18 protein-coding genes are annotated in these 22,300 nt (G+C 62.3%); 12 read left to right on the forward strand and 6 right to left on the reverse strand.

Annotated features, from left to right (window positions below; translation table 11 throughout):
- The first annotated feature begins 56 nt into the window (after positions 1-56).
- The 9 genes from LCH29_RS29640 (at position 57) to LCH29_RS29680 (ending at position 8,415) form a co-directional block, all read left to right on the forward strand.
- Entirely contained in the window at positions 57-1,133 is a 1,077-nt protein-coding gene (locus LCH29_RS29640; protein WP_446464766.1) for a DUF262 domain-containing protein, read from the forward strand.
- Positions 1,134-1,144: 11 nt separating this feature from the next.
- On the forward strand, positions 1,145-1,912 hold the full coding sequence (locus LCH29_RS29645; protein ID WP_446464767.1) for a hypothetical protein: 768 nt from the start codon (positions 1,145-1,147) through the stop codon (positions 1,910-1,912).
- A 316-nt stretch (positions 1,913-2,228) separates the two neighbouring features.
- Positions 2,229-3,590: a hypothetical protein gene (locus tag LCH29_RS29650; RefSeq protein ID WP_446464768.1), complete on the forward strand. Its 1,362-nt coding sequence runs from the start codon at positions 2,229-2,231 to the stop codon at positions 3,588-3,590.
- A gap of 103 nt (positions 3,591-3,693) precedes the next feature.
- Positions 3,694-4,353 carry a hypothetical protein gene (locus LCH29_RS29655; protein WP_446464769.1) on the forward strand — a complete coding sequence of 220 codons (660 nt, stop codon included), beginning with the start codon at positions 3,694-3,696 and terminating at the stop codon, positions 4,351-4,353.
- A gap of 72 nt (positions 4,354-4,425) precedes the next feature.
- Complete coding sequence (locus tag LCH29_RS29660) at positions 4,426-5,520, forward strand: ImmA/IrrE family metallo-endopeptidase (protein WP_446464770.1); 1,095 nt, start codon at positions 4,426-4,428, stop codon at positions 5,518-5,520.
- A gap of 85 nt (positions 5,521-5,605) precedes the next feature.
- Positions 5,606-6,340, forward strand: a complete 735-nt coding sequence (locus tag LCH29_RS29665; RefSeq protein ID WP_446464771.1) for a hypothetical protein — start codon at positions 5,606-5,608, stop codon at positions 6,338-6,340.
- A gap of 103 nt (positions 6,341-6,443) precedes the next feature.
- Positions 6,444-6,854, forward strand: a complete 411-nt coding sequence (locus LCH29_RS29670) for a head decoration protein (protein WP_401665642.1) — start codon at positions 6,444-6,446, stop codon at positions 6,852-6,854.
- 27 nt (positions 6,855-6,881) lie between these two features.
- Positions 6,882-7,928, forward strand: a complete 1,047-nt coding sequence (locus LCH29_RS29675) for a major capsid protein (RefSeq protein WP_446464772.1) — start codon at positions 6,882-6,884, stop codon at positions 7,926-7,928.
- Between the two features lie 184 nt (positions 7,929-8,112).
- Positions 8,113-8,415 carry a hypothetical protein gene (locus tag LCH29_RS29680; protein ID WP_446464773.1) on the forward strand — a complete coding sequence of 101 codons (303 nt, stop codon included), beginning with the start codon at positions 8,113-8,115 and terminating at the stop codon, positions 8,413-8,415.
- Between the two features lie 45 nt (positions 8,416-8,460).
- Here the strand turns inward: LCH29_RS29680 and LCH29_RS29685 are convergent, their stop codons facing one another.
- The 6 genes from LCH29_RS29685 to LCH29_RS29710 all read right to left on the reverse strand — a co-directional run bounded on the left by LCH29_RS29685 (position 8,461) and on the right by LCH29_RS29710 (position 17,379).
- Positions 8,461-9,807, reverse strand: coding sequence for a DGQHR domain-containing protein (locus LCH29_RS29685; RefSeq protein ID WP_446464774.1), 1,347 nt, complete (start codon positions 9,805-9,807; stop codon positions 8,461-8,463).
- Between the two features lie 27 nt (positions 9,808-9,834).
- A complete protein-coding gene (locus LCH29_RS29690) occupies positions 9,835-10,449 on the reverse strand; it encodes a hypothetical protein (RefSeq protein ID WP_446464775.1) in 615 nt (204 codons plus the stop codon).
- A gap of 158 nt (positions 10,450-10,607) precedes the next feature.
- On the reverse strand, positions 10,608-11,444 hold the full coding sequence (locus LCH29_RS29695) for a phosphoadenosine phosphosulfate reductase family protein (protein WP_401665628.1): 837 nt from the start codon (positions 11,442-11,444) through the stop codon (positions 10,608-10,610).
- A gap of 2 nt (positions 11,445-11,446) precedes the next feature.
- Positions 11,447-15,082, reverse strand: coding sequence for an ATP-binding protein (locus LCH29_RS29700; protein WP_446464776.1), 3,636 nt, complete (start codon positions 15,080-15,082; stop codon positions 11,447-11,449).
- Positions 15,079-16,185: a DUF4007 family protein gene (locus tag LCH29_RS29705; RefSeq protein ID WP_446464777.1), complete on the reverse strand. Its 1,107-nt coding sequence runs from the start codon at positions 16,183-16,185 to the stop codon at positions 15,079-15,081. Before LCH29_RS29705 ends, LCH29_RS29700 begins: the two co-directional genes overlap by 4 nt.
- A gap of 48 nt (positions 16,186-16,233) precedes the next feature.
- The gene (locus tag LCH29_RS29710) at positions 16,234-17,379 is read right to left on the reverse strand and encodes a cysteine desulfurase family protein (protein ID WP_446464778.1); all 1,146 of its coding nucleotides are present in this window, start codon (positions 17,377-17,379) and stop codon (positions 16,234-16,236) included.
- 461 nt (positions 17,380-17,840) lie between these two features.
- On the opposite strand from LCH29_RS29710, the gene LCH29_RS29715 reads away from it, so the two are divergent.
- Genes LCH29_RS29715 through LCH29_RS29725 form a run of 3 tightly spaced genes read left to right on the forward strand, consistent with a single transcriptional unit; the run spans position 17,841 to position 22,236 of the window.
- Positions 17,841-19,457, forward strand: a complete 1,617-nt coding sequence (locus tag LCH29_RS29715) for a DEAD/DEAH box helicase (RefSeq protein ID WP_446464779.1) — start codon at positions 17,841-17,843, stop codon at positions 19,455-19,457.
- A complete protein-coding gene (locus LCH29_RS29720; RefSeq protein ID WP_446464780.1) occupies positions 19,454-21,322 on the forward strand; it encodes an ATP-binding protein in 1,869 nt (622 codons plus the stop codon). The genes LCH29_RS29715 and LCH29_RS29720 overlap by 4 nt, the downstream gene beginning before the upstream one ends.
- The gene (locus tag LCH29_RS29725; RefSeq protein ID WP_446464781.1) at positions 21,319-22,236 is read left to right on the forward strand and encodes a phospholipase D family protein; all 918 of its coding nucleotides are present in this window, start codon (positions 21,319-21,321) and stop codon (positions 22,234-22,236) included. Before LCH29_RS29720 ends, LCH29_RS29725 begins: the two co-directional genes overlap by 4 nt.
- Positions 22,237-22,300 lie beyond the last annotated feature (64 nt).

Genomic DNA, 22,300 nt, shown 5'->3' on the forward strand with positions numbered 1-22,300 from the left:
AGACGGTCGGAGAGTAGCCAGGTGCACGCGCTGGCTTACGGAAGCGAGGAGATGCGATGGAAGCGATCAGCGACACATGGACCGTTTACACCATTTACCAATTGAAAGACAGAATCGACCCCAAGCCAGCGTACCAGCGCGGCCCGGTATGGCAGCGAAAGAAACAGCAGCTCCTCATAGACTCCATCTTGAGGGGCTACGACATGCCCAAGATCTACCTTCGGAAGATATCCGGAGGTAAATACAAATACGAGGTCATCGATGGCCAGCAGCGCTTGCGGGCGCTTTGGGCATTCCTGGATGACGAATACACTATAGGCAGCGAGTCTGAGGATCTCCCCGGAGATCTGACCGGAAAGTTCTACTCCCAGGTCAGCAAAGACGACCAGGACAAGGTTGGCCTATTCAAGGTAAGCATATCAGAAATCAGAGATGCCTCCGACCTTTCCGTACGCGAACTATTTCTTCGCCTCCAGAACGGCGTTTCCCTGAATCAGGCGGAAAAGCGCAATGCCGTCGCTGGGCCAGTTCGCGATTTCGTAAATGAACTAGCGGAAGAACACTCCCTCTTCCCAGCATTGACCGCTAAGGAGAATGAGAGATTTTCATGGCAGGAGCTGGCCGCGCTGGCCCTCCGTCTTGAGTTGGCCGAAGGCCCGGCCGACCTCAAGGCAAAAGACCTTAACGCCATGTACGAGAATCAGTCATTCTCCCCTCAAGGTGATGCAGCTAAGAACTGCAAAGCCACTCTCGACGTGATGTGGCGAGTGGCCCGCCTAGCGCCAGGAAGTATCAAAACCAGATGGGGATTCGTCGACCTCTACCTAGCACTCCGAGCCCTCCGGGTGGAGCATGATCTCCGACGACGCGAAAGGAGTATTCTAGAAAATCACCTAGAGCTCGAGAAACAGCGGCTGGACGCTCAGAGCGGCTCCCTTGATGAACTTCTGGGGACGGACGAGAATGGGGAACGAGATCCAGCGAAATCTGAACTGTTCACGTACATCTCGGCCTTTTCTCGTGAAGGCGGAACGCGTAAGAACATCGAAGCTCGCCACAAGATCTACCTCAAGAGGCTGCGCGGGGCCTTATTTTCCGAAGCCCCGGAAGCCCCGGCCTCCAGCAACGACTGATGGGCGGAAGTGTGGCTACCACCGCTTCTATCATCCGCGCTGCAGCTCAAGGCATAGCAGCAGCCATCATCGCAACGAATAGTATCCGTTCACCAACCTCGCGGAATAGGTACTTCCTATACACTGCTGTCGCAACGATCGCGATACTCACGATACTCGAACCAATCAGAACCTCCCGCAAGGAGAAGAAGGAGAAACGCGCCCGCATAGCGGAAAATAAACTCATAGCCACCCTTGGCTCCGCCTTGGCGAGTATAGAAGAAGTGACAGCATTACGGGCCAGCGAAATCGGCCTTCAGGCATTCAGAATCGAACGAAGATGGTGGAAGCGAAATTGGAAAGATTCTCAGTGGTGGAGGCATAAGGAGCAGCTATCGCGGCTTGCCCGACTAAGATTCAATGATACACAACCGCCCAGCGAAATCGAATGGAGCGAAGGGAAGGGGGTCATCGGCGAGTGCTGGAGGGTGCGCCGCTACCACGACTTCGATTTTGACACCCATCACGCAGATCAACATAACTGGGAAGAGCATACATGGACCTCTCTGCCCGATAAGATCACCATGGGGATGGGTTGGCCTGAATTCGAGCAGGTGCGGGGCAGATACGGCGTAATCGCTGCTTTCCCTATCGTCCACCCCCAAAGCAACAAGCTCCTCGGTGTGCTAGCGCTAGACGGCGCTCCTAGCACCTACAAAAACCTTACCTCGATGCCTGTAAGGAAGATATGCTCCACTGCCGCGGCACGAATCGCCGACCTCTTCTCAGATGATAAATGAGCTAGGTGAAACCATGTAGCACAGTGTCGGATGCCGCACTCGGCAGGTCGTAGCTTCCGCCGATTGCGCGCTGGACGAGGAGGGTTAAGCTCCGACGCCCCTTCGACAGTGGAGATGAGTGATGGGACGTAGGTATGATCTGGTCCTGGATACCTGGGCAGGGCTCGCGTACAAGCCAGCATTCCAGGCTGCCGCAAAAGGCCGACCGGGAAGGCTGCCTGGGCCCCTCGCCACATCGTGGGTACCGGAAGCAGACCGCCGTCGACTTGCTGCGTACACCGTCCTTGCCGCGTACGACAGTAACCAGGCTGGGGTCTTGCTCGGCGAAGGCGGCGGCCAGCGGCGTGAGTACGGTGATGCCTCCTTAATCGTCGACCAGACACTCAGCCATCTACTGGGTGAGACTCAGCAGCTCGTTGTCGAGGGCGCGGAGGACGACACCGCGGTCAAGGAGCGAGAGGCACTGCTGCGGGACTGGGCTCAGACGGAGCAACTGCAGATGCGGATGCAGCACGCCGAACGCAACGCCGTCCTGCTCGGCGACACCATCTACCTGCTCGCCTGGTCCCGTACGAAGGGCCGTCCGGTACTCAGGACATTCGACCCCGGCTTCTACTTCCCCGTCCTCCCAGACGGCGCCCTGGACGCGGATGCCTACCCGGACCGCGTCCACCTGGCCTGGGAGGTCCCGGCCAATCCAAGCACTGGGCGGAAAGGAACCCTCCGACGAGTAACATACGAACTCGGCCCTATCGAGGACGGTGGTCAACGCCTCTATCCGTGGTCCCGCCAGCCGAGCGCCATCACCTGCTACCTTACCGACGCCGAATGGGACCTCGACCAGGTAGACAGAGCCGGTGACATCGACGCCCTCTCCCCTACCCGGGCCGGCTTTCGCAGTAACGCGGACGGCGAGGTCCTCAACCGGCTCGACCTTCAGTTGGATTTCATCCCGCTCGTCCACGTTCCCAACACGGTCAACGGCGCCGAGCACTATGGCCAGTCGAGCCTCCTATCCGCCGCACAGCTCCTCGACGACCTCGCCGCCGCCGACACTGACAGCCAGCGGGCCTCGGCGACCACCGGCTCACCCATCATCGGCCTCTCCGGGACACGGCTCCCGGTGGACCGTAGGACCGGCAACCCAATGCCCGTCGAGGTCGAGCCGGGAATGGTGTGGCCGCTCGGCGACAATGGACAGCTCAGCACTGTCGACACCTCTGGCCAGCTCGCCGAACTCCGTGCGTACGTGGAGTCGTTACGCGACCGGCTGTCCGTCGTGACACGACTGCCGGCAAGTGTGCTGGGCACCGTCAGGCCGTCGGAGGTGCCATCCGGATACGCGCTGCAACTCAGCTTCGGACCGCTGGACGCGATGGTGCGCTCGATGCGCCTGGCGCGGGAAGCCAAGTACCCGTTGCTGCTGAAGATGGTGCAGCGGCTGTATCAGCTCGGCGGCGTAGTGCCCCCGGACGACAACCCGCGCGCCTCGCTCGCCTTCGGGGCCTACCTGCCCACCGACCAGACGACTGCCTTGGACCTCGCGGCCCGTGGCGTGCAGGCCGGTGTTCTATCGCTGGAGACCGCGGTGCGGCTGCTCGTCGAGGCCGGCTTTCCGATCCAGGACGCGGCACTTGAGGTGGAGCGGCTGCGAAGGTCCATCGCTACAGCGGCGTGAACTCGAGGTGTAGCAGCCACCACAAGCGTGGCGCTTATAAAAACGGCACCGCACTTGCGGTACCGTTCCTATAACATCGTTGCTCGCCGAACCCGGAGGTTGAATGACCGCCCTTTCCATCGCTGCGCCTGGTCCCGACGACCACCACGCGCAGCTTGCCGCCCTCGGCACCAAACTGGAGTATCTGCACCCGGCCTTGCAGGCCGGTGAGATCGCTCGTCGTTCCGCGACGCCGAACCACCCGGCCAACACCGCCGGCACCCGGGCGTACCAGGAGCACGTCCGGATCATTCGTGAGATGCACATCCAGCACGAGGGCTGGAAGCGGCTTCTGCACGACCACCTGGAGCTCGTCTGCAACTCCGACAAGACCGTCGCGATCGGCGTCATGGTCGGAGATGCGGCGACGGGCGAGCACACCCTTTACCCGAGGAACCTTCACCGGCGTGGCGCGGCCACGGAGCGGGCCGCCGAGGCCAACGCCCAGCTGGCACTCTTCCCACCCCCGACGCAGCACGACGAGACCGTCCTGAGCGCCGACGAGTCGTCCCAGCTCCAGATCTGGTTCCTCGTGTCGTATCGCGCCGAGGACGGCGACAAGGTTCGCATTCACAGCGAGCTCTCGCTGCCCGGGGAAGTCGAGGGCGGTTACGTCACGAAGTGGAAGCGGCGCATCCCGCTTCCGGTCCTTGAAATGGACGGAATCGAACCGCCGTACGAAGATGGGGACGGCGAGATCGACATCCCGGTGCCGTTCCGCTGATCGTACGTCCTGGTGCGGCACTGTTCTGACAGTGCCGCACCCTGCACCACCGACAAGACGAGGCAGTCGACCATGGTGACCCCATCACGCATCACGCTGGCCCGGAAGCGCCGGGGACTGACCCTCGCGGAGCTCTCCCAGGGGGCCGGGGTATCCCTGCAGAGCCTGTCGAACTACGAGACAGGACGGACCACGCCCCGACCACCCACAGTCCGGCGGATCGCCGAGTCACTCGATTTCCCTGAGCGGTTCTTCAGCGGACCCGAGATCGACGAACTCCCCGCGGAGGGCATCTCCTGGCGCGCCCGGACCAAGACGCCTCCCCGGGTCCTGGACGCTGCCAGGGCGGCCGGCACACTCGCTGCCCAGCTATACGACTGGATCGACGGACGCTTCCGTCTGCCCGAGCCGGACGTGCCGTCGCTCGGCAAGCCCGACCCTGAGACGGCCGCAGAGATGGTCCGCACGCGGTGGGGGCTCGGTAACGCCCCGGCCCCCAACATGGTCCACCTGCTGGAGGCCCATGGCATCCGCGTCTTCTCCCTGCCCCCGGACTCTCTTGAGGTGGACGCCTTCGCCGTGTGGCGGGGCTGCGTGCCCTTCGTCTTCCTGAACACCATGAAAACGGTCGAGCGCAGCAGGTTCGACGCCGCGCACGAGCTGGGCCACCTGGTGATGCACGGCAGCGGCGAGCGCGGCTGCACGGGGCCGGAGGCTGAACGCCAGGCCAACGAGTTCGCGAGTGCCTTTCTGATGCCGGCGGCCAGCGTGCTCGGCCATATGCCTGCCGGGGCCCGTGTTGACCAAATTCTCCAGGGCAAGCGGATCTGGAAGGTGTCCGCCATGGCACTGACATACCGAATGCATGACATGGGGCTGCTGACGGACTGGCAGTACCGCTCGACATGCGCGGAGCTCAGTGCCCGCGGGTATAAGACGGACGAACCACAGGGCGTCAAGAAGCGGGAGACGTCTCAAGTTCTGACCAAGGTTTTCGGGGGTCTGAGGTCGAGGGGCGTTCGCATCGCTGACGTCGCCGATGAGCTGGGTGTCACGGTGGAAGAGATGAACAAGATGCTCTTCGGTCTGACCATGACGTCGATGGAAGGCGGTGGCGTGCGCTCGTCATCTGGCCGCTCCAAGGGCGTCCTGACTCTCGTGCCTTGACCTCTCCCACAGTGAGTGTGCTCGATAGCGTGTGAAGGGTTAGGCTCCGCGGCGACGCGGGGGCGTCTGGGCTTGGAGCCTGCCCATGACCGCACAAACACGGCATCCCCGACCACTGCTGCCGCTTGCTCCTGTCGGCTATCGCCGTAACGGCCGCCCGATCCTCCCGATCCTCGGGGCGTCGTCCGACGATCCCGGCAACCTTCCCGTCGGCGATCCGACGACCGAGGACACCGGCGTCACGATGGTCTCCATCCCCCAGGATGAATTGTCCCGCCGTTTCGCCCGCGAGAAGGACCAGGGTCGTCGCGCCGGTGTCCGAGATCTGCTCGCCCAACTCGGTTTCGAGTCCCCCAAGGCCCTGACGGAGTACGTACAGCAGCAGCGCCAGGCCGAACAGCATCAGAAGGACGCCGAACGGGAACGTCTGTCCGAGGCCGAGCGGCGAGAGCAGGCCGCGGCGGAGCGCGAGCGCCAAGCCCAGGAGCGGGAGGCAGCCGCCACCAAACGGGAGCAGGGCGCCGCCCGTCGTGCCGCGCTGGTCGGTCTCGGTGCCACCGGCACGGAACTGGAGGACGCAGTGGTTCTTCTGGCCCGCGAGGTCGAGCCGGACGCCGACGAAGCCGCGCTCACCCGGGCCGCTGAGGAACTAAAGCAGCGACGTCCGGAGCTCTTCGGCGCCACGGCCCCGCAAACGCCGGCCACTCCTCCTTCGGGAAGCCCGGCCGGAGTCCCTGCTCGGTCAGGTGGCACCTCGGCGAGGCCGGGCCAGCTCGGCATGAACATTGCCCGGCGCCGCGGTCACATCAAGAGTTCCTGACCTGCGGCCGCCCACGGGACCGCGCCCTTGCGCCTCCGCGGACGACGGCACTGCCCGGTGACCGTACGCCTCCCCCGAGACGCCCGACCCGGAGGCACCCAGCGTGGATCTCCAGCCGATCACCTACTCCGAGGCCGCCACCGCAGACCGTCCCTGGCTGGCCTCACGCCACGGACTCGACACCCCGCTCACCATCACCCTCGACACCGCGCTCTTCACCGAGGACACCCATTACACGCCGCCCACTCTCGGCCAACCCCGCAACGTCATGAAGTCCGGCATCCCGCTCGGCCGTGTCACCGCCACCGGGCTGTACGGCCCATGGGACGCGACCAGCACGGACGGTCGCGCCACTTTCACTGGCGTCCTCCTCGCCGACGTGCCCTTCATCCAGAGCGGCAGCCGTGCCGGCGCGGCCCTGTTCTGGCACGGCGTGATCGCCGCCGCCCAGATTCCGGGCGGACTCGACCCAGCCGCCATCACCGCCTCGACCGCGCAGATCCACTTCATCTGACCCCCACTCGCTGAGGAACACCGTCCCATGCTCGAAACCCTGCTGCGCGACATCGACGCGGCCGACCTCAACGCCTTCGCCCACACCATGACCACCCCGGCCGACTTCGAGCTGACCCGCACGGTCATGCCCGAACGTCGCCTAAATTCCGTCAAGTTCCGCATCAAGAGCAGCAAGCGACGCGTGAACGCGGCCAAGTTCCGCGCGTACGACGCCCAGACCGCCGTCGCCCGCCGCCAGGCCGAGAAGATCATCACCGAGGGCATGCTCCCGCCTCTCGGTCAGAAGCTGATCGTCGGCGAACTGGAGCAGATTCTCCTCGACACCGCGCGCGGCGCCGACTCCTCCGAGTTCGTCGAACTGCTCTACGACGACATCGAACGCCACGTCGAGTCCATCCACAACCGCATGGAGCTGGCCGTCGGCGACCTCCTCGTCGACGGCAAGTTCAGCCTCAACGGAGAGAACGGCCTCACTCTGGAAGCCGACTTCGGCGTCCCGGCCGCCAACATGCCGACGGCCGCCAAGCCTTGGTCGGACCCGACGAGCGACCCCATTGCCGACGAGCTGCGCTGGATCGAGTACCTCCGCTCCATCGGCGCTCCGCTCCCGGCCCGGGTGCTCACCTCGTACAAGGCCCGAGCGACGCTGGCCTCGAACGACGCCTACCGCGCCGCGTACTACGGCAGCGTCAACGGCTCGACCACCCCCACCGCAGTCCTCGCCCCCAACGAAGTGGAGGTGGTCCGCGCCCGCTACAACCTCCCGCCGATCACCGTCTACGACGTCCAGATCTCCGTCGACGACGCCTACCAGCGCGTCATCCCCGAGGACCGCTGGATTCTGCTGCCGCCGAACCCCGAGTCCTGGGCGGAGACCCAGTACGGAATCACCGCCGAGTCGCTGGTCCTCTCATCGGGCACCAATCCGGCGATCACCCGCGAGGACGCCCCAGGCATCGTCATCACCGCCGGTCACCAGGACGACCCGGTCCAGGTCTGGACGAAGGGGGCTGCCGTCGCCATGCCGGTCATGTACGTCCCCGATATCCACATCACCGCGAAGGTCCTGTGATGCCCGCTGCTATCCGCATCCTCGCCACCGCAGTCTTCGTTACCGACCCCGAAAGCCACGACACTCTGCTCCTTCAACCCGGCACGGAGGTCAGCGACCCAGCCCTCACAGACCAGATCACCCATCCCGATGCATGGCTTCCGGAGCCACCCCGTCGGCCCCGCCGCGCAGAGGGCGGGGCCCCATGAGCCTCAACGATGCCGAGTACTCCTACCTACGGTCCGAGCTCGGTGAAGCCGACCGCACCGACCTCGACGCCCGCTACCAACGCCTCGGTTCGCTCCAGGCGGTAGCTGTGGAAGTCCTCCGTGAGCGCAGAGCGGCACTCGTATCCGATCCCCTGGCCATCACCCTCCAAGGGGTAGCCACGGTCAATAACGCGGAAAACGTGAAGGCGCTTGAGCGTCAAATCCAGGATCTTCTATTCGTACCAGCCTCGGAAGGAATGGCACCAGCATGCATCATCCGCCGTACGCCCAGCAGGTGATGACCCTCGCACCCGCCGAGCGATCGACCTCTGTGAGGTGAGTCATCACTGAACCTCTTCCTGCCCTTCCTGCCCTTCCTGCTCTTCCTGCTGATCAGGCTCCGCAGGAATCAGCATCGCGAGCTCCTCAACACGAAAGGGGTAAGTCTCGCGCTTCAGGTCCTTGTAAGACTTAATCGCGCGTGCAACCTGAGCCTTCGAGGTAGGCGCCAGATGCACCAGAAGGAGAGAAAAAAGGAGATCGGAATTCTCCTTAGTCGCGAGCATCTTACCCCTACGTGGGGCATCTGAGTTGGGCAGCCATGCGGCCGAGAATGGGGCGGACGACATGCTCCAGTTCAGATCGCGCAGGCGCTTCAGTGCATCATTCCAGCCCAGCAGCCCTTCGTCGATAACACTTCGCACAGCCTTTGCAACCTGAGCCTGAACGACAGGGCGCATGAATGCGTGTCCGTCACCTTCACGACCTTTCGGCGCCCGAAGCTCCTTCGGATTGGCTGCCGCTTCATATTTGACGCGCAGGTTTCCACACGCATCCATGAGCTCATCAAGGCGGGCAGAAATTACGTCATAGCTAGCGTCCAGAACGGCATCCGTGGCCCTTTGCGACGACTTGTACATACTCGGATCTAGGTCGTACCCAATCTGCTGGATGATGTCATACAGGACACCCATGGTTGTCCACGCTGGCGACCCCTGCGGCACCTGTCGATACGCCAAACGCAGATCGCCGTTCTGCCCCTGACTGGTGAACACTCGGACGACCTCGTCTTGCTTGAGAAGGGGATGCTCCTCAAGCAGACGACGCGTGATAATCGCGAATCCATCGTCTTCATCAAGGGCCAGGTTTTCCTGTGCCGTCGTTGTCTTCACGTTGCGGTTGATGTTCGTAAATAGACGTCGGGTCCGCCGCCGCCCGTCCTGGGTATCAAAATGCGGAACGATGATCACACTGATATCTTCAGAGCCCACACTGTCATCCTTATTGACGGCATCCTTAATCGCCTTCAAACGATGCTGGCCATCGAGCGCAAAGTAGCGATGAGTGCCATCAAATGTAAGGACGCCAAAGTCTCGATCAATTCCCTCCAAAAGCTCTTGCTTCTCTTCCTCTGCCGACATAATGAGAGGAGTGAATTCCGGATGCCCTCCCCACACGGCCACAATTAGCGACCCAAGAAAGCGATTCTCATTCGTCAAAAGGTAATCAGTAATATCCTTGGTGCGCTTCCCGATTCCGCGCTGGATCATAGTACCCAGGTCTTGGTTTCCCCCAAGGTCGTGAGCAAATTGAACCTCTCGGGCCACTTGTGCGTACTTCATGATGCAGACGTAGTACTTCCAGCTTCCAACGTTGGCCTGGAAGGCCGGGATGAAAGTCCTTGAGCTCATAGCTCCCCCTTTGTTTGAGTGGCGATACTAGTTATTCCAAGCGCTACGCGGGTTGCCGAGCTTCGCGCGCAACCGCGGAGTATGCATGTTATTCACTGGAGGGTTATAAAGTCTGATGAGCCGCTTCTCTAGGTTCTCGATTTTTGACCTATCTTCGACTACGGTGCACCAGAACTCGAGCGGCCCAAGCTGCAGGTAATGAGTAAGCTTCTCGGCTCGTTTTCTTGGCTCCTCCTTGACCCACAAGTCTTCAGGGTTTCCCTTGAAGTGCTTCCTGTAGTCGCGATAGCGATTCCGGAGAGTGTTCCTGTTCTCCCCCGGAGAGCCACCCGCCTGGCCTATATAGAGGATGTGCCGAAATGTGCCATCACAGGGAATGCTTACCGAAGGGCCCACACGGAATCTCGGGCCAGGGCGCCAGACGAACATGTAGAGCCCCGGTAAATCTGGAAGTTTACTAACGGTATCCTCACTTGCCTCATAGACCTCCCATGGCTTTGCCATCGAGTCGAGATCCTCTTGCAGCACCTGGTGAGCGCTGCTGTCCAGCATCCGCGTGAGCCCTGCCTCGATGAGCAGCGCCGGGCTGTCCTCCTCCCTGTAGCGCGTGGCGAGGCGGCTGAGTTCCTCTGGGCTGGCCATCTGTCAAAGTGCTCCCCGTGAGCGCGCGTTGCCCGATCGCATAGTCGGACATCCTTACACACGGCACTGACAGTTGGACCCAAGTGCAACAACGCCCAGCCGACACCGCGTGTCGGCCGGGCGTTGCGTCTAGCTATCGTGGTACTCTCGGAAATTTCCTAAAGGTGACAGACTGCGCAGGCAGGCGAGTCGTCGTCCTCATCCAGCGCGTCCGACAGGACCTCCAGCAGCGGGCGGTTGGGCTTCATCCGCTTCGCTGCTCGCTCCATCGCCGCCTGGTGCTTGGCCTCGATCTCTTCGCGACGTTCTATGAGCTGATCCAGCGACTCGTTCTGCGTCCAGGTGTACTTACGTCCCTCGGTTGCAGCATGCTGGTGTTTGACCTTCTCCTCGTACTCTATGGCCTTCTGGAAAAGGTCAGGGTGACGGTCCTTGAGGCCCACCCACTCGTGCTTGCGCTGGAAGAAGCAGAAGTAGCAACCAGAGCGTGTACGCCACTCGTAGTAGTCAGGAAGGCCGATGCCGGCCTCGTCCAAGATCCGGTCCACGCCTTCCCGGTCGATACCGTCCTCACGGAAGGGGAAGACTGCAGTGATGTTGGGCTTGGTGCTGACATAGCCGAGGCGGTTTTCGTCGGCGCGGATGGCGACGTACGAGATGGCCTCGTCGTCACCGATCCACTCCTCAAGGGGCCTGATCTTCAGGTTCTTCGTGCACCAGCGCATCTGGGGGCTGGGCAGGGTTCCCTGGTAGACCTCCAGCCAGTGGTCGAAGTCCCGGGAGGAGTTGAGCCGTTGGATGGGCTTGCCGAGAGCGCCTTCGAGACGGTTGAGGTACTCGTAGGTCTCGGGCAGCTCGGCGCCGGTGTCGCAGAAGAAGTACTCCATGTCCGGCACTCGGTCGCGCATGTAGATCGCTAGAGCTGAGGAGTCCTTGCCTCCCGAGATCCCGAGCACATGGCGCTTCTTGCTGCTGGAGCCGTCAGCGGAGGTCACGGCTACTCCTTCCTCTCATACATCGCGCTGTCCTGGTCGGACAAGCGCTCGGCCAGTGCGGCGAGCAGGATGCGTGCGCCGTCAGGGCCCAATGCTTCCTCAGCTTGCCTGATGACACTGACAACGAGTTCGTCCGCGGCATTCCGCGAATCCCTCGGGACGTGGATGAGCGTGCGTTCCTCGGAGCCCCGAGGAGTGGTGATGGTCAACAGGTGGGTATCGATCTGACGCTGCTTCGGCTTCTCGCGTCCGCGGTCTTCCTTGACGACCTCGTCGACCGGTTCTTCCTCCGCAACGCTGTACAGGTGACTCACCCGATCAAGGGAGCGCGCCCTGTCTCGGACGATGCGGGGGAACACTTCCATGTCACGGTCGGTCCAGTCCCCGAGGGCCTGGTTGACGAGCTGGACCACGACCGTGCCAAGCCAGTCATCATCCGGGAGCATCTCATTAAGGACGCGGGTCACGAAGCCGTGAAGGCTGACTTCGAGCGGGGCTTCGGCGAAGCCGCGCATGCGCTCGGCCAGGCCGGCACGCAGTTCTCCCGTGCTGGACGCGGAGAGCCGGAACTCCTTCGCCAACGTACCGACAACGTACTGGCGTAGGTGCGCTGTGGCGTCGGTGAGCTCGTTGAGTGCGGCGGTGAGACGTACGACGTACGCCTCCGCTGTCTCGGAGTCCTTCCGGGCACCCGGACCAACCTTCTCGAAGCCAAGCACCTCAGGGAGCTCTTCAAAGACCAGCTTGTCCGGGTCGGTCGCCCTGGATAGCACCTCACGGACCGCGAGCGCGTCCTCGCTGAGCCGTCGAGTCTTCCGCGAGTACTGGTCCAAGACCATCACCCGCTCCAGCATGCCTCGCGTGACCGCAAGCAGGGCCGGATTCCGGTTCGCACGGCTACGAGGAATGTCAACACCGAGCGATTTCACCAGGCTGTCGAGAACGAGACGACGCTGGCCCCGGTCAGTCGGAGTTGCCTTAACGGTGAAGCGTTCCGGGTAAGAGACATTGAGACGCTCCATGATGGCAGCGCTGAAGCGGGGGCAATAGTTGCCTTCCTCGAAGAGGGCGACATCATTGCTGCGCAGGATGAGCGCGGCCACTACCAGAATCGGGACGACGCCGGCCTTGACCCCGTAGGGAGGGGCCATGAGCCGCTCGTAGATCTCTACGATGCTGGTTGGCTTCGTGGCCTCACTTAGAGCCTCCTCGAGCGCTTCCCACACAGGAATGACACTCGCATTCGCATCAGCACTAGGCCGGGACATCCCGTGCGTGTGGATGCCCCCTTCGGAGCTCGTCCCGCCTGTTGCTTCTCCAGCAGCACGGTGCAATCCGAGATGTTCGACTACGCCGTCATACAGAGCACGTTCCGCAGGAAACTTGTCTTCAGGCCAGCCGAGCCGTGGTAGCCCAGTCTTCTCGATCATCGACGTGAGAACTTCACGGCGTGTACGGGCGGCGTTACTGGTGAGCTGATGGCGTCCCACCATTTCATTTCGCACATGCGGAGTTTTGTGGTAAACGACGTTGCATGCTTCGGAAACGAGCCCTGCGTAGCTTCGAGCCTTGAGTTCCTTCGCGGGTTCGTCGTCAGTGTCCTCGCCGCTCTCCCACAAGTACCAGCTCGACTCGTCACTTCCTGGGCGGAACGCCTCCGCAAGCATGACAGTCATGCGCTGGGACAACTCTCCGGCTCGTTCGTTGATCTCCCTCCGGGCGACATGGTCAAGTTCCTCCTCGCCCATGAGGTCCTGGAGCGCCACGAGACTTAGGCCAGTGTCCAGCAATGATTGGGGATTCTCGGTGACACCGACGACGACAGGGAGGGGCGAGTCCACTCGTGGGCTGTTCTCCAGGTCGCCAAGATGGAAGACAAGCATCCCGTCAGCTGCGTCCTGCACGACCCTTGGGCCCTGCAATTTTTCGGTCCGATAGCTGACGGCTGTCACGAAGTGCCGCTGCATGCCGGTGAGCTGACTGTGCGCGCCTGCAGTGACCGCGTTCGGGAGGACATTCGTCCCAAGGTGCTTGTTGAAGTAACGCACAACATCGTCAGGCCGCAGCTGGGTGGCGATTTCGCGAACGCGGGTGTCGATGTCGAAGTCGGTGCCCTGCCAGATCCGGTACTCATCGCTGTACGCACGGTGAACGACAAGTCCATCCTTCACCAACTTGTCGAGCCGCTTCTTCATCTGCTCGAACCGCTTGGGATCGGTGGCGTCGGTTGGGTCATTGAGCGCAAACTGGATCATCGCCGGCGTGGCGCGCAGCATTCCGTCGGCGTCGATGAGGTTGAGCACGCCGATTGCCTTGAGCAGTTCCTGGTCACCGTCAGGGAGACCATGGGCTTCCTCAAGGCGGGCGTTGATCTCCAGCCACCGGCTCGCCTTCGACGAGGCGAGGATCGTCGTACGCCCTGCAGAGAAGAAGAAATCATACAGTTGCGGGATCCGGATCGTGGAAGCGCGCTCCAGCGACTTGGCCTCAAGCGTTTCGAGGCTGCGCCGAACCGTGTATGGCTCGTCACCAACAAGGAAACCGCTGAGGCTGCGGTCGTTCTGACCGATCTGCGCAGCCACAAGGGGCGCCGCCACGGCAGTAAGCGGATGCAGTGGGTATAGGTTGGTGAACGTCTCCGTGGAGATGTCGACGACCGAGTGCAACGACTGTTGGTGCCAGATGCCATACGCCGCCTGAGCCTGCGCGTCCACCAGCTTGCGCCCATGCTCCGATACCTCGGAGTGCGACAGTTTCCGTTGCAGGAGATAGACCGCGTCGCCAAGGTTCGGGGCGAAAGTAACGTCCTCGAAACGCCCCTGGATCTTGGCCCATTCCTGGGTCTGCACAGCGTTGGACCGCGAGGCGTAGTCCGTGAAGGCCAGATGTTGCAGGGTGAACATGAAGAGCGGCAGACCCTTGGCCCCAGCACCCTGCTCAGCGAGCAGCTGCAGCAGGAATACATCACTCTCGGCATCACCGCTCTCGCTGATCGAGACCAGGTGCTCCAGGCTCTTGCCGAACTCGTCAATGACGAGCAGGAGCGGCGCCCTGCCGCACAGCACAGTAACCGCGTTCAGCAGGCTGTCAGTTGATGGGACGTCCTTCTCGGCGCAGGCAGCCATGGCCGCGGAGACGTCCTTGGGCACACGCTTCTGCCACCTGCGCTCTACAGCTGTCTTCAAGGCTCGGTGGATGGTGGCTGCCAGCGGCTCTCTGCGTGCGGTGGTCACACCGCCCAGGAACCCTTCAGCGGCGAGCTTCTCCCGGTTCTCGGAAATCTCCTGCGCCAGCTGATTATCGGTTGCGGCCACCGCCTCGTAGGCAGCTGTCCCGCGCTCGGCGTCGTGGCCGAGGAGCGCATCGATCAGGTTGGAGAGAGTGGACTTACCAGAACCGTACGGACCCGTGAAAGACCAAGCACGGGGCCGATTTAGGTCGCGAAGGGAATTGCTTACCCGTTCAAGAACGTCGAGCGCGCGCACGCCGACGTATGGGGAATGGAGGTCCGGATCACGCACGTCGCGCTCCAGATTGGTGGAGCGGAACTCCGTACCCACGAAACTGACCCCCGCGGGGATCTGGACACCAGCGTCCTTCGACTTGGTGCGGAGGGAAGGCTTGGTGGCCGTGGTCACGCGGTCTCCTCGGTCATGTCGGCCTGGTGGGGGAACTGGCCCTGGACAGCCTCAGTGTCGTCCGTTGTCTTCCTCAGACCAGGGTTCTGACGTGCCCAGTCCTCGGGAGTGGGAAAGCCGTCGCGGTCACTCACGCGCCCGTACTGCTCGTCGAGGACATCCCAGGCAAGAGTCTCCGGGTTGTCGTCAAAACGGAGGCTACGCTGGCCAAGCGATTCCACAATATCCAGCTTGGGGTGACTCTCGACAAATGCTTCGATCGACCTGGTGAGCTCCGGCTCGCGCATGCGGAATGCGCGGCCGGGGGCTCCAGGCTCGCTAGCAAGACGGGCCAGCGAAATGGAGTCCGGCTTGCGGGAGAAGCGGGACGCGTAGTCAAGACAAGCATGCATCAGCACGCGGGGCGGAAGACTGGGGCGAATACCGTTGGTGAAGCGGTACGTGCGCTCTTTACCGCGGCCTCCCTGAAACTCCAGGAGGCCGAGCTCACGGAAGGGGCAAAGGAGCGAGTCTTCGAAGCTTCCTGGGGAGAGTGGATTTGCGTCGGGGTCCGGCGCATACATCTTGATAAAGCATTCGACATCACGGGTGATCGACTCTGCCGCCGGCCAATCCTTGCGCTTGAAGCTGCTGTGCACCTCGCGCGTGATGAGAGCGGCCATCTCCTCGACCGTGACGCGTGCCAGTGGTGCGAGGTGGAACATCACGTACCAGCTCGGGGCGAGGCACTTGGCTTCCTTAGTCCCGGAGACAAGCCACCAGTGCAGCAGCCACAGGCTCCCCGTGTCCTCGAGGTAGGGGTCGGCGCCTTCCTCGTCCAGAAGCCACCGGGCACGCCAGGTCGGGACGGCTGCGTGTGCCCGCGCCTGCGTCTCCCCGCCCTTGTACTCGTGGGTGAGCTTGAATGCCTGCGACCAGTAACGCATCGAGTAGACCATGTTCTTACCCACGCCTAGGCGCACGAGTGCGTCCGGGGCATGGAAGAGCATCTCGTCTTTTTTAACCTGCAGGTATGCCTTGTGCAGCCATCCGAAGCGCGGCGGGAAGCTCTCATGCCTATTAAATTTGAGTCCGACGACGTCGGAGAGGCGGCCTTCTGGCATTGCGGTCGAACCCTTCAGGTCAATGTGTGTGCGAAGTCTTGGTGTCGTTTAGGGGTTGGAAGTTGCGTCCATGAGGGCCTGTACGTGGGTGACAGCTCGTACGGTGGCGTCAATAGCGCGGCGCATCTCCTGCTCGGTGGTGGCGTACCCCAGTGAGAAACGGATGGTGGAATCGGCTGCCTCTCTGCTGAGTCCCATAGCGAGCAGGACGTGGCTTGGGCTTGGTGCCCCTGCAGAGCAGGCACTGCCGTCAGATGCGGCTACGTCAGGCATTGATGAGAGGACGGCATCGGCGGGCGCGCCGGGGAAGGTGATGCTTGAGACGCCGGGTAGCCGCGGGGCACGCGCACCGTTGATATGGATCCCGGGAAGCTGCGCGAGGAGTTCCTCCTCCAGGAGATCGCGCAGTTTGGTGACGCGCGAGGCTTCGTTGTTGAGCTGTTGGTGCGCAGCCTCTGCGGCGGCACCCAGGCCAGCGATGCCGGGAACGTTGAGGGTGCCCGCACGCCAGCCGCGCTCGTGGCCGCCGCCATAGACCAGTGGACGCTGAGGTAGCGGAGTGCCGCGCCGAAGGAACAGTGCACCGACGCCTTGCGGCCCGCCGAACTTGTGGGCAGACAACGACAGCAGGTCGACGTCAAGAGCCGCCAGGTCGAGAGGAAGCCGGCCGACATACTGCGTTGCGTCTGTGTGGACCAGTGCACCAACCGCGTGTGCGGCCTCGACGATGGGTGCGAGATCGGTGATCACTCCGGTCTCGTTGTTCGCCAGCATAATGGAGACGAGAACCGCGCCGTGCTGCCGAACGGTGGCCATGAGCCAATCTGTATCGATTTGCCCCTCACTATCGACAGGCAGCGTGATAAGGGCATCCGAAGCCTCACCCGAAAGCGCCCGAGCGGTTTCCAAGACTGCCGGATGCTCGACGGCAGAGGTGATGATCAATCCACGCTGCACGTAAGCGGCCTGCAGAGCAAGGTTGTTGGCCTCGGTAGCGCCAGAGGTGAAGATGAGCTCACCAGGCGAGCACTTCAGCAGGTCAGCGAGCTGCCGACGCGCTAGGTCAACCCGACTCGCGGCGTCGCGACCATGGTGGTGGATGCTGGAAGCGTTGCCTACAGCTTGCAGCGCGTCGTAGGTGGCTTTCAGTGCCTCCGGGCGCAGAGGAGCGGTGGCGTTGTAGTCGAGGTACACGTGATGTGCACCGTATGTCCCTGCTTCCACGGTATACCCCCACTTGGTTGCGCTTCACTCCCTATGTTCCCCTGGTCGCCCTTCTGAGCCGGTAGCTCGTGTTCCACCAGGAGTGCTCTGAGATCCTAACGAACGTTGAGGGTGGGTGAGGTCGGCACGCCGCAACAAGTGCACTGCCCTGCGTCTCGCGATCAGCTCTCTTCGCTAGCTTTCAGGGAGTGCCGGAGTCTGACCTCGCGTGGCTTGATCGGCGCAGTCGCGTTGATCAAGCCACGGGTCTTCCGGTTAGGCGTCGTTGTCAGTAGCCGGGTCTACTGTTGATCGCACGTCTCACTCGGGGGGAGGGGACGGGAACGATGCCAGTGAACGAACGCTGCACTGCGAAGGGCTCTGAGAATGCACGATGGGGGCACGCGAGGCACGGGGACGTCTCGCCTGCGGTGCGAGGAAGCGGGGACCAGATGAACGCTCCCGGCATCGCGTTCGCACGCGTTCTCGACGCGGCGCCCCTCGAGTATGTGCGAGGACTCCTCGGGAAGGACGCCTGCGCACTCATTGATCTCTTGAGCGGAGGATCAGCCGACGAGGTCATGATCCGAGCCGTGACAGCGGCTGCGGTATCGCCAGAAGAGCTGCTTGCTGACGCCGACCGGCGGGCCAGTTTTCTGGCACTGCTGCCGACCGAGAAAGAGGAGGAACTCGCTGAGCGGTTGGGATGGGACCGCTCTGATCACGCCGACGATTTCCTCGAGAAGTGCGAGTGGACAGCAGAGCAGAAGCAGGCACTCTTAGGATTTCTCGGCCTGATTATCGAGCGAGCGCCGAAAGCTCCGCCAGTGTCCCGGAGTATGGCAGTGCCGGGCTACGGGCTCTTCTCGCACCAGCGCAGGGCAGCCGGCCGAGCCCGTAAGAAACTCTATACGGATGAACGCCGAGTGGTTCTCCACCTGCCGACGGGTGTTGGAAAGACTCGTACTGCGATGAATCTGATCTGCGACCACCTACGGTCGGAGGAGCCAACCCTCGTCGTCTGGTTGGCCCGGGGCAACGAACTGTTGGAGCAGGCTGCGTCAGAATTCGAGCGGGCATGGGGGGCCTTGGGGAACCGGGAAGTTCACGTCGTCCGGATGTGGGGAGACGCCACAACAGACCTGGGCGGAGTCACGGACGGGATCGTAGTCCTGGGCCTCGACAAGGCAGTGGCGACAGCGAAACGGGATCGGGAGTTCCTGGACCGCTTGGCTCTGAGGGTCACGCTGACCGTCTTCGACGAGGCGCATCAGGCCATCGCACCGACATACCGCAGGGTCACGGATGCCCTGACCTTGCGTCGCGACGCGAGCTTGTTGGGGCTCACTGCCACCCCGGGCCGCACCTGGGCGGACATCGATGAAGACGCACGGCTGGCGGAGTTCTTCGCCCGGCAGAAGGTCATGCTCGACGTTGAGGGGTATGACAACCCGGTTAGTGCCCTGATCGAAGCGGGATACCTGGCGCGGCCGACCTTCCGAACTGTTGCAGCCAACTCCGGTATGCAGCTGAGTACGAGTGACCGGCACGCGCTCGCTGACGCTTTCGACGTGCCCGGTGGGATCCTCGACCGGTTGGCAACGAACGTGCAGTGGAACCTGCAAGTCGTTCAGACTTCCCTTGAACTCGCCAAGGAGCATCAGCGGATCCTTCTCTTCGCGGGGTCCGTGGAACACAGCCGACTACTCGTATCGACGCTCTCCGCACTCGGCGTCGATGCGGAACAGGTGACGGCGGAATCTTCAAAGCGGCACAGAGAGAAGGTGATCGCACGCTTCAAGGGGAGGTCAAATCGACCGATGGTTTTGTCGAATTATGGCGTATTGGCGACCGGATTTGACGCGCCTGCCGCAAGCGCTGCCGTGATTGCACGGCCTACAACGTCCCTGGTGTTGTATAGCCAGATGGTGGGGAGGGTCATCCGCGGGCCGAAGGCGGGCGGGACATCAACGTGTGAAGTCGTGACCGTAATTGACCCAGAGTTGCCTGGGTTTGGCGACGTCGCAGAAGCGTTTACTAACTGGGAGGACGTGTGGAGCAACAGATGATCGAGGTCGAGAGTTACCCGATCGTCAGCGCGGACATGACGATCAAGGCGATGCGTGACAGCGGCTACAAGTCCACTGCGCATGCCATCGCTGAGCTCATCGACAACGGCATCGAGGCGCAGGCGGACGTCGTCGAGCTCTTCGCCGTCGAAGGAACGGAACGGCCTACCGAGCGCTCGCGCTACCGGATCGAGAAGATCGCCGTAATGGACAACGGCGTGGGGATGGACCTCGAGACTCTGAGGCGGTCGCTGCGCTTCGGGGTGGGGACTCGGCAGAACCGCAGAGGGATAGGCCGCTTTGGGGTTGGTCTCCCCAACTCCAGCATGTCCCAGTGCCAGCGCGTCGACGTCTGGTCGTGGCAGAACGGGCCGGACAACGCTCTCCACACGTACCTCGACCTGCGGCAGATCAATGGCAGCGAGGCAGAGGTGCCGGAGCCTGATCAGCAGGCTGTTCCCGCGGAGTGGCAAAGGCTGAGTCAAGGGCTCGGCCCTTCCGGAACTCTGGTGCTTTGGACAGTGCTTGACCGCGTTCAGTGGATGGGTGCGGGCACGACTCTGAAACATACTGAAGAGCTCATCGGGCGTATTTACCGCAGGTACATCGCGGACGGCCGCTGCAGGATTCGCCTCGTCCCGGTCCACGGCTGGGCCGAGTTGCCGGAAGCAGCTGATGCTCGTCCCAACGACCCTCTGTACCTGACCCCGGATTCATCGACTCCCGCGCCGTTCCGCTCGAAGCCGATGTTCCGACCCATCGGGGCTGGTTCAACCGGCAAGATCGGCGTCGAGGTATTCAAGATCAAGGGAGCCGACGGCAAGGAGTATCCGGTCACAGTCAGGGCTTCGATCGCCACTGACGCGGCTCGCCGTTCTGACATTGAAGGAGAGCCCTGGCCGGAGGACGTCTCACCGACTCTGGATCCCGGCCACACCAAATGGGGCAAGCACGCCGCGCGCAATCTTGGCATCTCCTTGATGCGGGCTGATCGCGAACTGGACCTGGACAAGGGCTGGACCAGCTCCTACGACCCGGTTGAGCGGTGGTGGGGAATCGAGATCGACTTCCCGCCGCAGCTCGATGAAGTCTTCGGCGTCACCAACAACAAGCAGGCGGCCACGCTGTTCTCCTCCCTGGCCCACTTCGACTGGAAGGAGGAAGGAGAGGGGCTCACTCCGCTGGAGTTCAAGCAACGGCTCGTAGAGGAAGGCGACCCACGCGTCCCGCTTATGGAGATCGTCTTCCACGTACGAGACAAGCTCCTTAAACTCTTGCGGGACGAGCTGAAGCAGCAGAGGCAAGGTACGCGTAAGGCGCGGCGCCGGCATGAGGAGGCTGAGAAGCAGGCCGAGCAGGCTGTACGGCGGCGACGGACGGAAGCGCGCCCCAGCGAGACCGACACGCTGGAGACGCAGACCTCACCGGAAGAGAGCCAGCAGGAGCAGGTCGAGAGCTTGGTAAACCGGCACAAGTACATGCCGCTGGACGCGGAGCGCATGGTTGCCGAGACCACGACGCAGAACCGCCATGTCCGCCTGCTGACGAGCCGTAACCCGGATTCCCCTGCGTTCTTCAACGTCGAGTTTATCCCCGGCGTGCTGCAGGTCTCGCTGAACATGGACCACCCCGTCTACGACGACCTCGTGGCTGTCCTCGACGACGACTACGAGGGAGCCAGCGAGAGCGAGCTCAAAGATCGGTTGGAGAGGGCTTCCAACGCATTCAAGCTGCTGCTGTTCTCCTGGGCACGTTTCGAGGATGAGTCCGGTCCGAAGATGAAGGAGCGTACAAAGTCCTACCGCCAGGACTGGGGACGCATGGCCAAGGAGTTCTTCTCGGTCGACGAAGAGGACGATGAGTGAGGCCGGACCATGTCTGGGGGCAGCTTCATGAGCTTCTGAGCTCGGCACGTGAACGTGTCATAATTGTTGCGCCCTTTATCAAGAAGGAAACTTTCACTGCGGCGTTAAGTGCCATCGGTGATCGAGACGTCGAACTGCTCTGCGTAACCCGCTGGGCAGTCATGGAGATCGCCGCCGGCGTATCGGACCCCGAGATCGCAGAGATCGCGGAGCGCGATGATCGCGTGTCCATCGTGCTCTGCCATGATCTTCACGCAAAGTTGTACGTGGCGGATGAACGCTGCCTCGTCGGTTCAGCGAACCTGACTGGCCGTGCAACCGGGCGCCGGATCCCGAAGAACCTCGAACTGCTCGTTGAAGTCGCAGTAGAGCACCCAGAGGTGCGGTCTGCCCTCAAGCAGATCCAGCAGACGTCCGTTCCTGCGGATGCGGAGATGGCGAGGCGACTTCGCGAACAAGCAAACCTCTTGGTCGGTGAAGTGGACCGGCCAGACTTCGTTGTTGTCACGGACGAAGTGGATTCAACACGAGCTCGGTGGCGTCCGGAGACCCGCGTTCCTCTGCGGCTCTATCGCGTCTATCGAGGAATGAAGTGCGACTACCCACGCGAGATTCTTGCCGGCGTCGCTCGAGACCTTGCTCATCTTGATATCCCGCCCGGCCTTGACGAGACGACTTTCTCCAAAGCGGTTCGCTCTCGCCTCTACGAACTGCCGGAGGTGGCTACGCTGGCCACCAGGGGGAGCCTCAACCTGGCTGACCTCCAGAAATCAATCATGGAGGCGGGCGGGTGCGACGAGGAGATAGCTCAACGCTCGGCAGAGAACATTGCCGAATGGTTGAACTATTTCGACGAGGTCCAGATCATGGCCACAGGACCTTGGGAAATCAGGCAGGGGCGTGAGCTTAGGTGAGCGAAGCTAGCTTGCCGGGTTACCGTCTGGACACGGGTGCGCACAGAGCCTGAGCGGTATTCCG

It is taken from the genome of Streptomyces sp. BRA346 (genome assembly GCF_052851135.1).

Bases quoted from the DNA above. Each gene is read 5' to 3' on its own strand.
- LCH29_RS29690 (WP_446464775.1), bottom strand. From the start codon at position 10,449: ATGGCCAGCCCAGAGGAACTCAGCCGCCTCGCCACGCGCTACAGGGAG.
- LCH29_RS29675 (WP_446464772.1), top strand. From the start codon at position 6,882: ATGCTCGAAACCCTGCTGCGCGACATCGACGCGGCCGACCTCAACGCC.
- LCH29_RS29660 (WP_446464770.1), top strand. From the start codon at position 4,426: ATGGTGACCCCATCACGCATCACGCTGGCCCGGAAGCGCCGGGGACTG.
- LCH29_RS29655 (WP_446464769.1), top strand. From the start codon at position 3,694: ATGACCGCCCTTTCCATCGCTGCGCCTGGTCCCGACGACCACCACGCG.
- LCH29_RS29685 (WP_446464774.1), bottom strand. From the start codon at position 9,807: ATGAGCTCAAGGACTTTCATCCCGGCCTTCCAGGCCAACGTTGGAAGC.
- LCH29_RS29715 (WP_446464779.1), top strand. From the start codon at position 17,841: ATGAACGCTCCCGGCATCGCGTTCGCACGCGTTCTCGACGCGGCGCCC.
- LCH29_RS29720 (WP_446464780.1), top strand. From the start codon at position 19,454: ATGATCGAGGTCGAGAGTTACCCGATCGTCAGCGCGGACATGACGATC.
- LCH29_RS29640 (WP_446464766.1), top strand. From the start codon at position 57: ATGGAAGCGATCAGCGACACATGGACCGTTTACACCATTTACCAATTG.
- LCH29_RS29665 (WP_446464771.1), top strand. From the start codon at position 5,606: ATGACCGCACAAACACGGCATCCCCGACCACTGCTGCCGCTTGCTCCT.
- LCH29_RS29680 (WP_446464773.1), top strand. From the start codon at position 8,113: ATGAGCCTCAACGATGCCGAGTACTCCTACCTACGGTCCGAGCTCGGT.
- LCH29_RS29705 (WP_446464777.1), bottom strand. From the start codon at position 16,185: ATGCCAGAAGGCCGCCTCTCCGACGTCGTCGGACTCAAATTTAATAGG.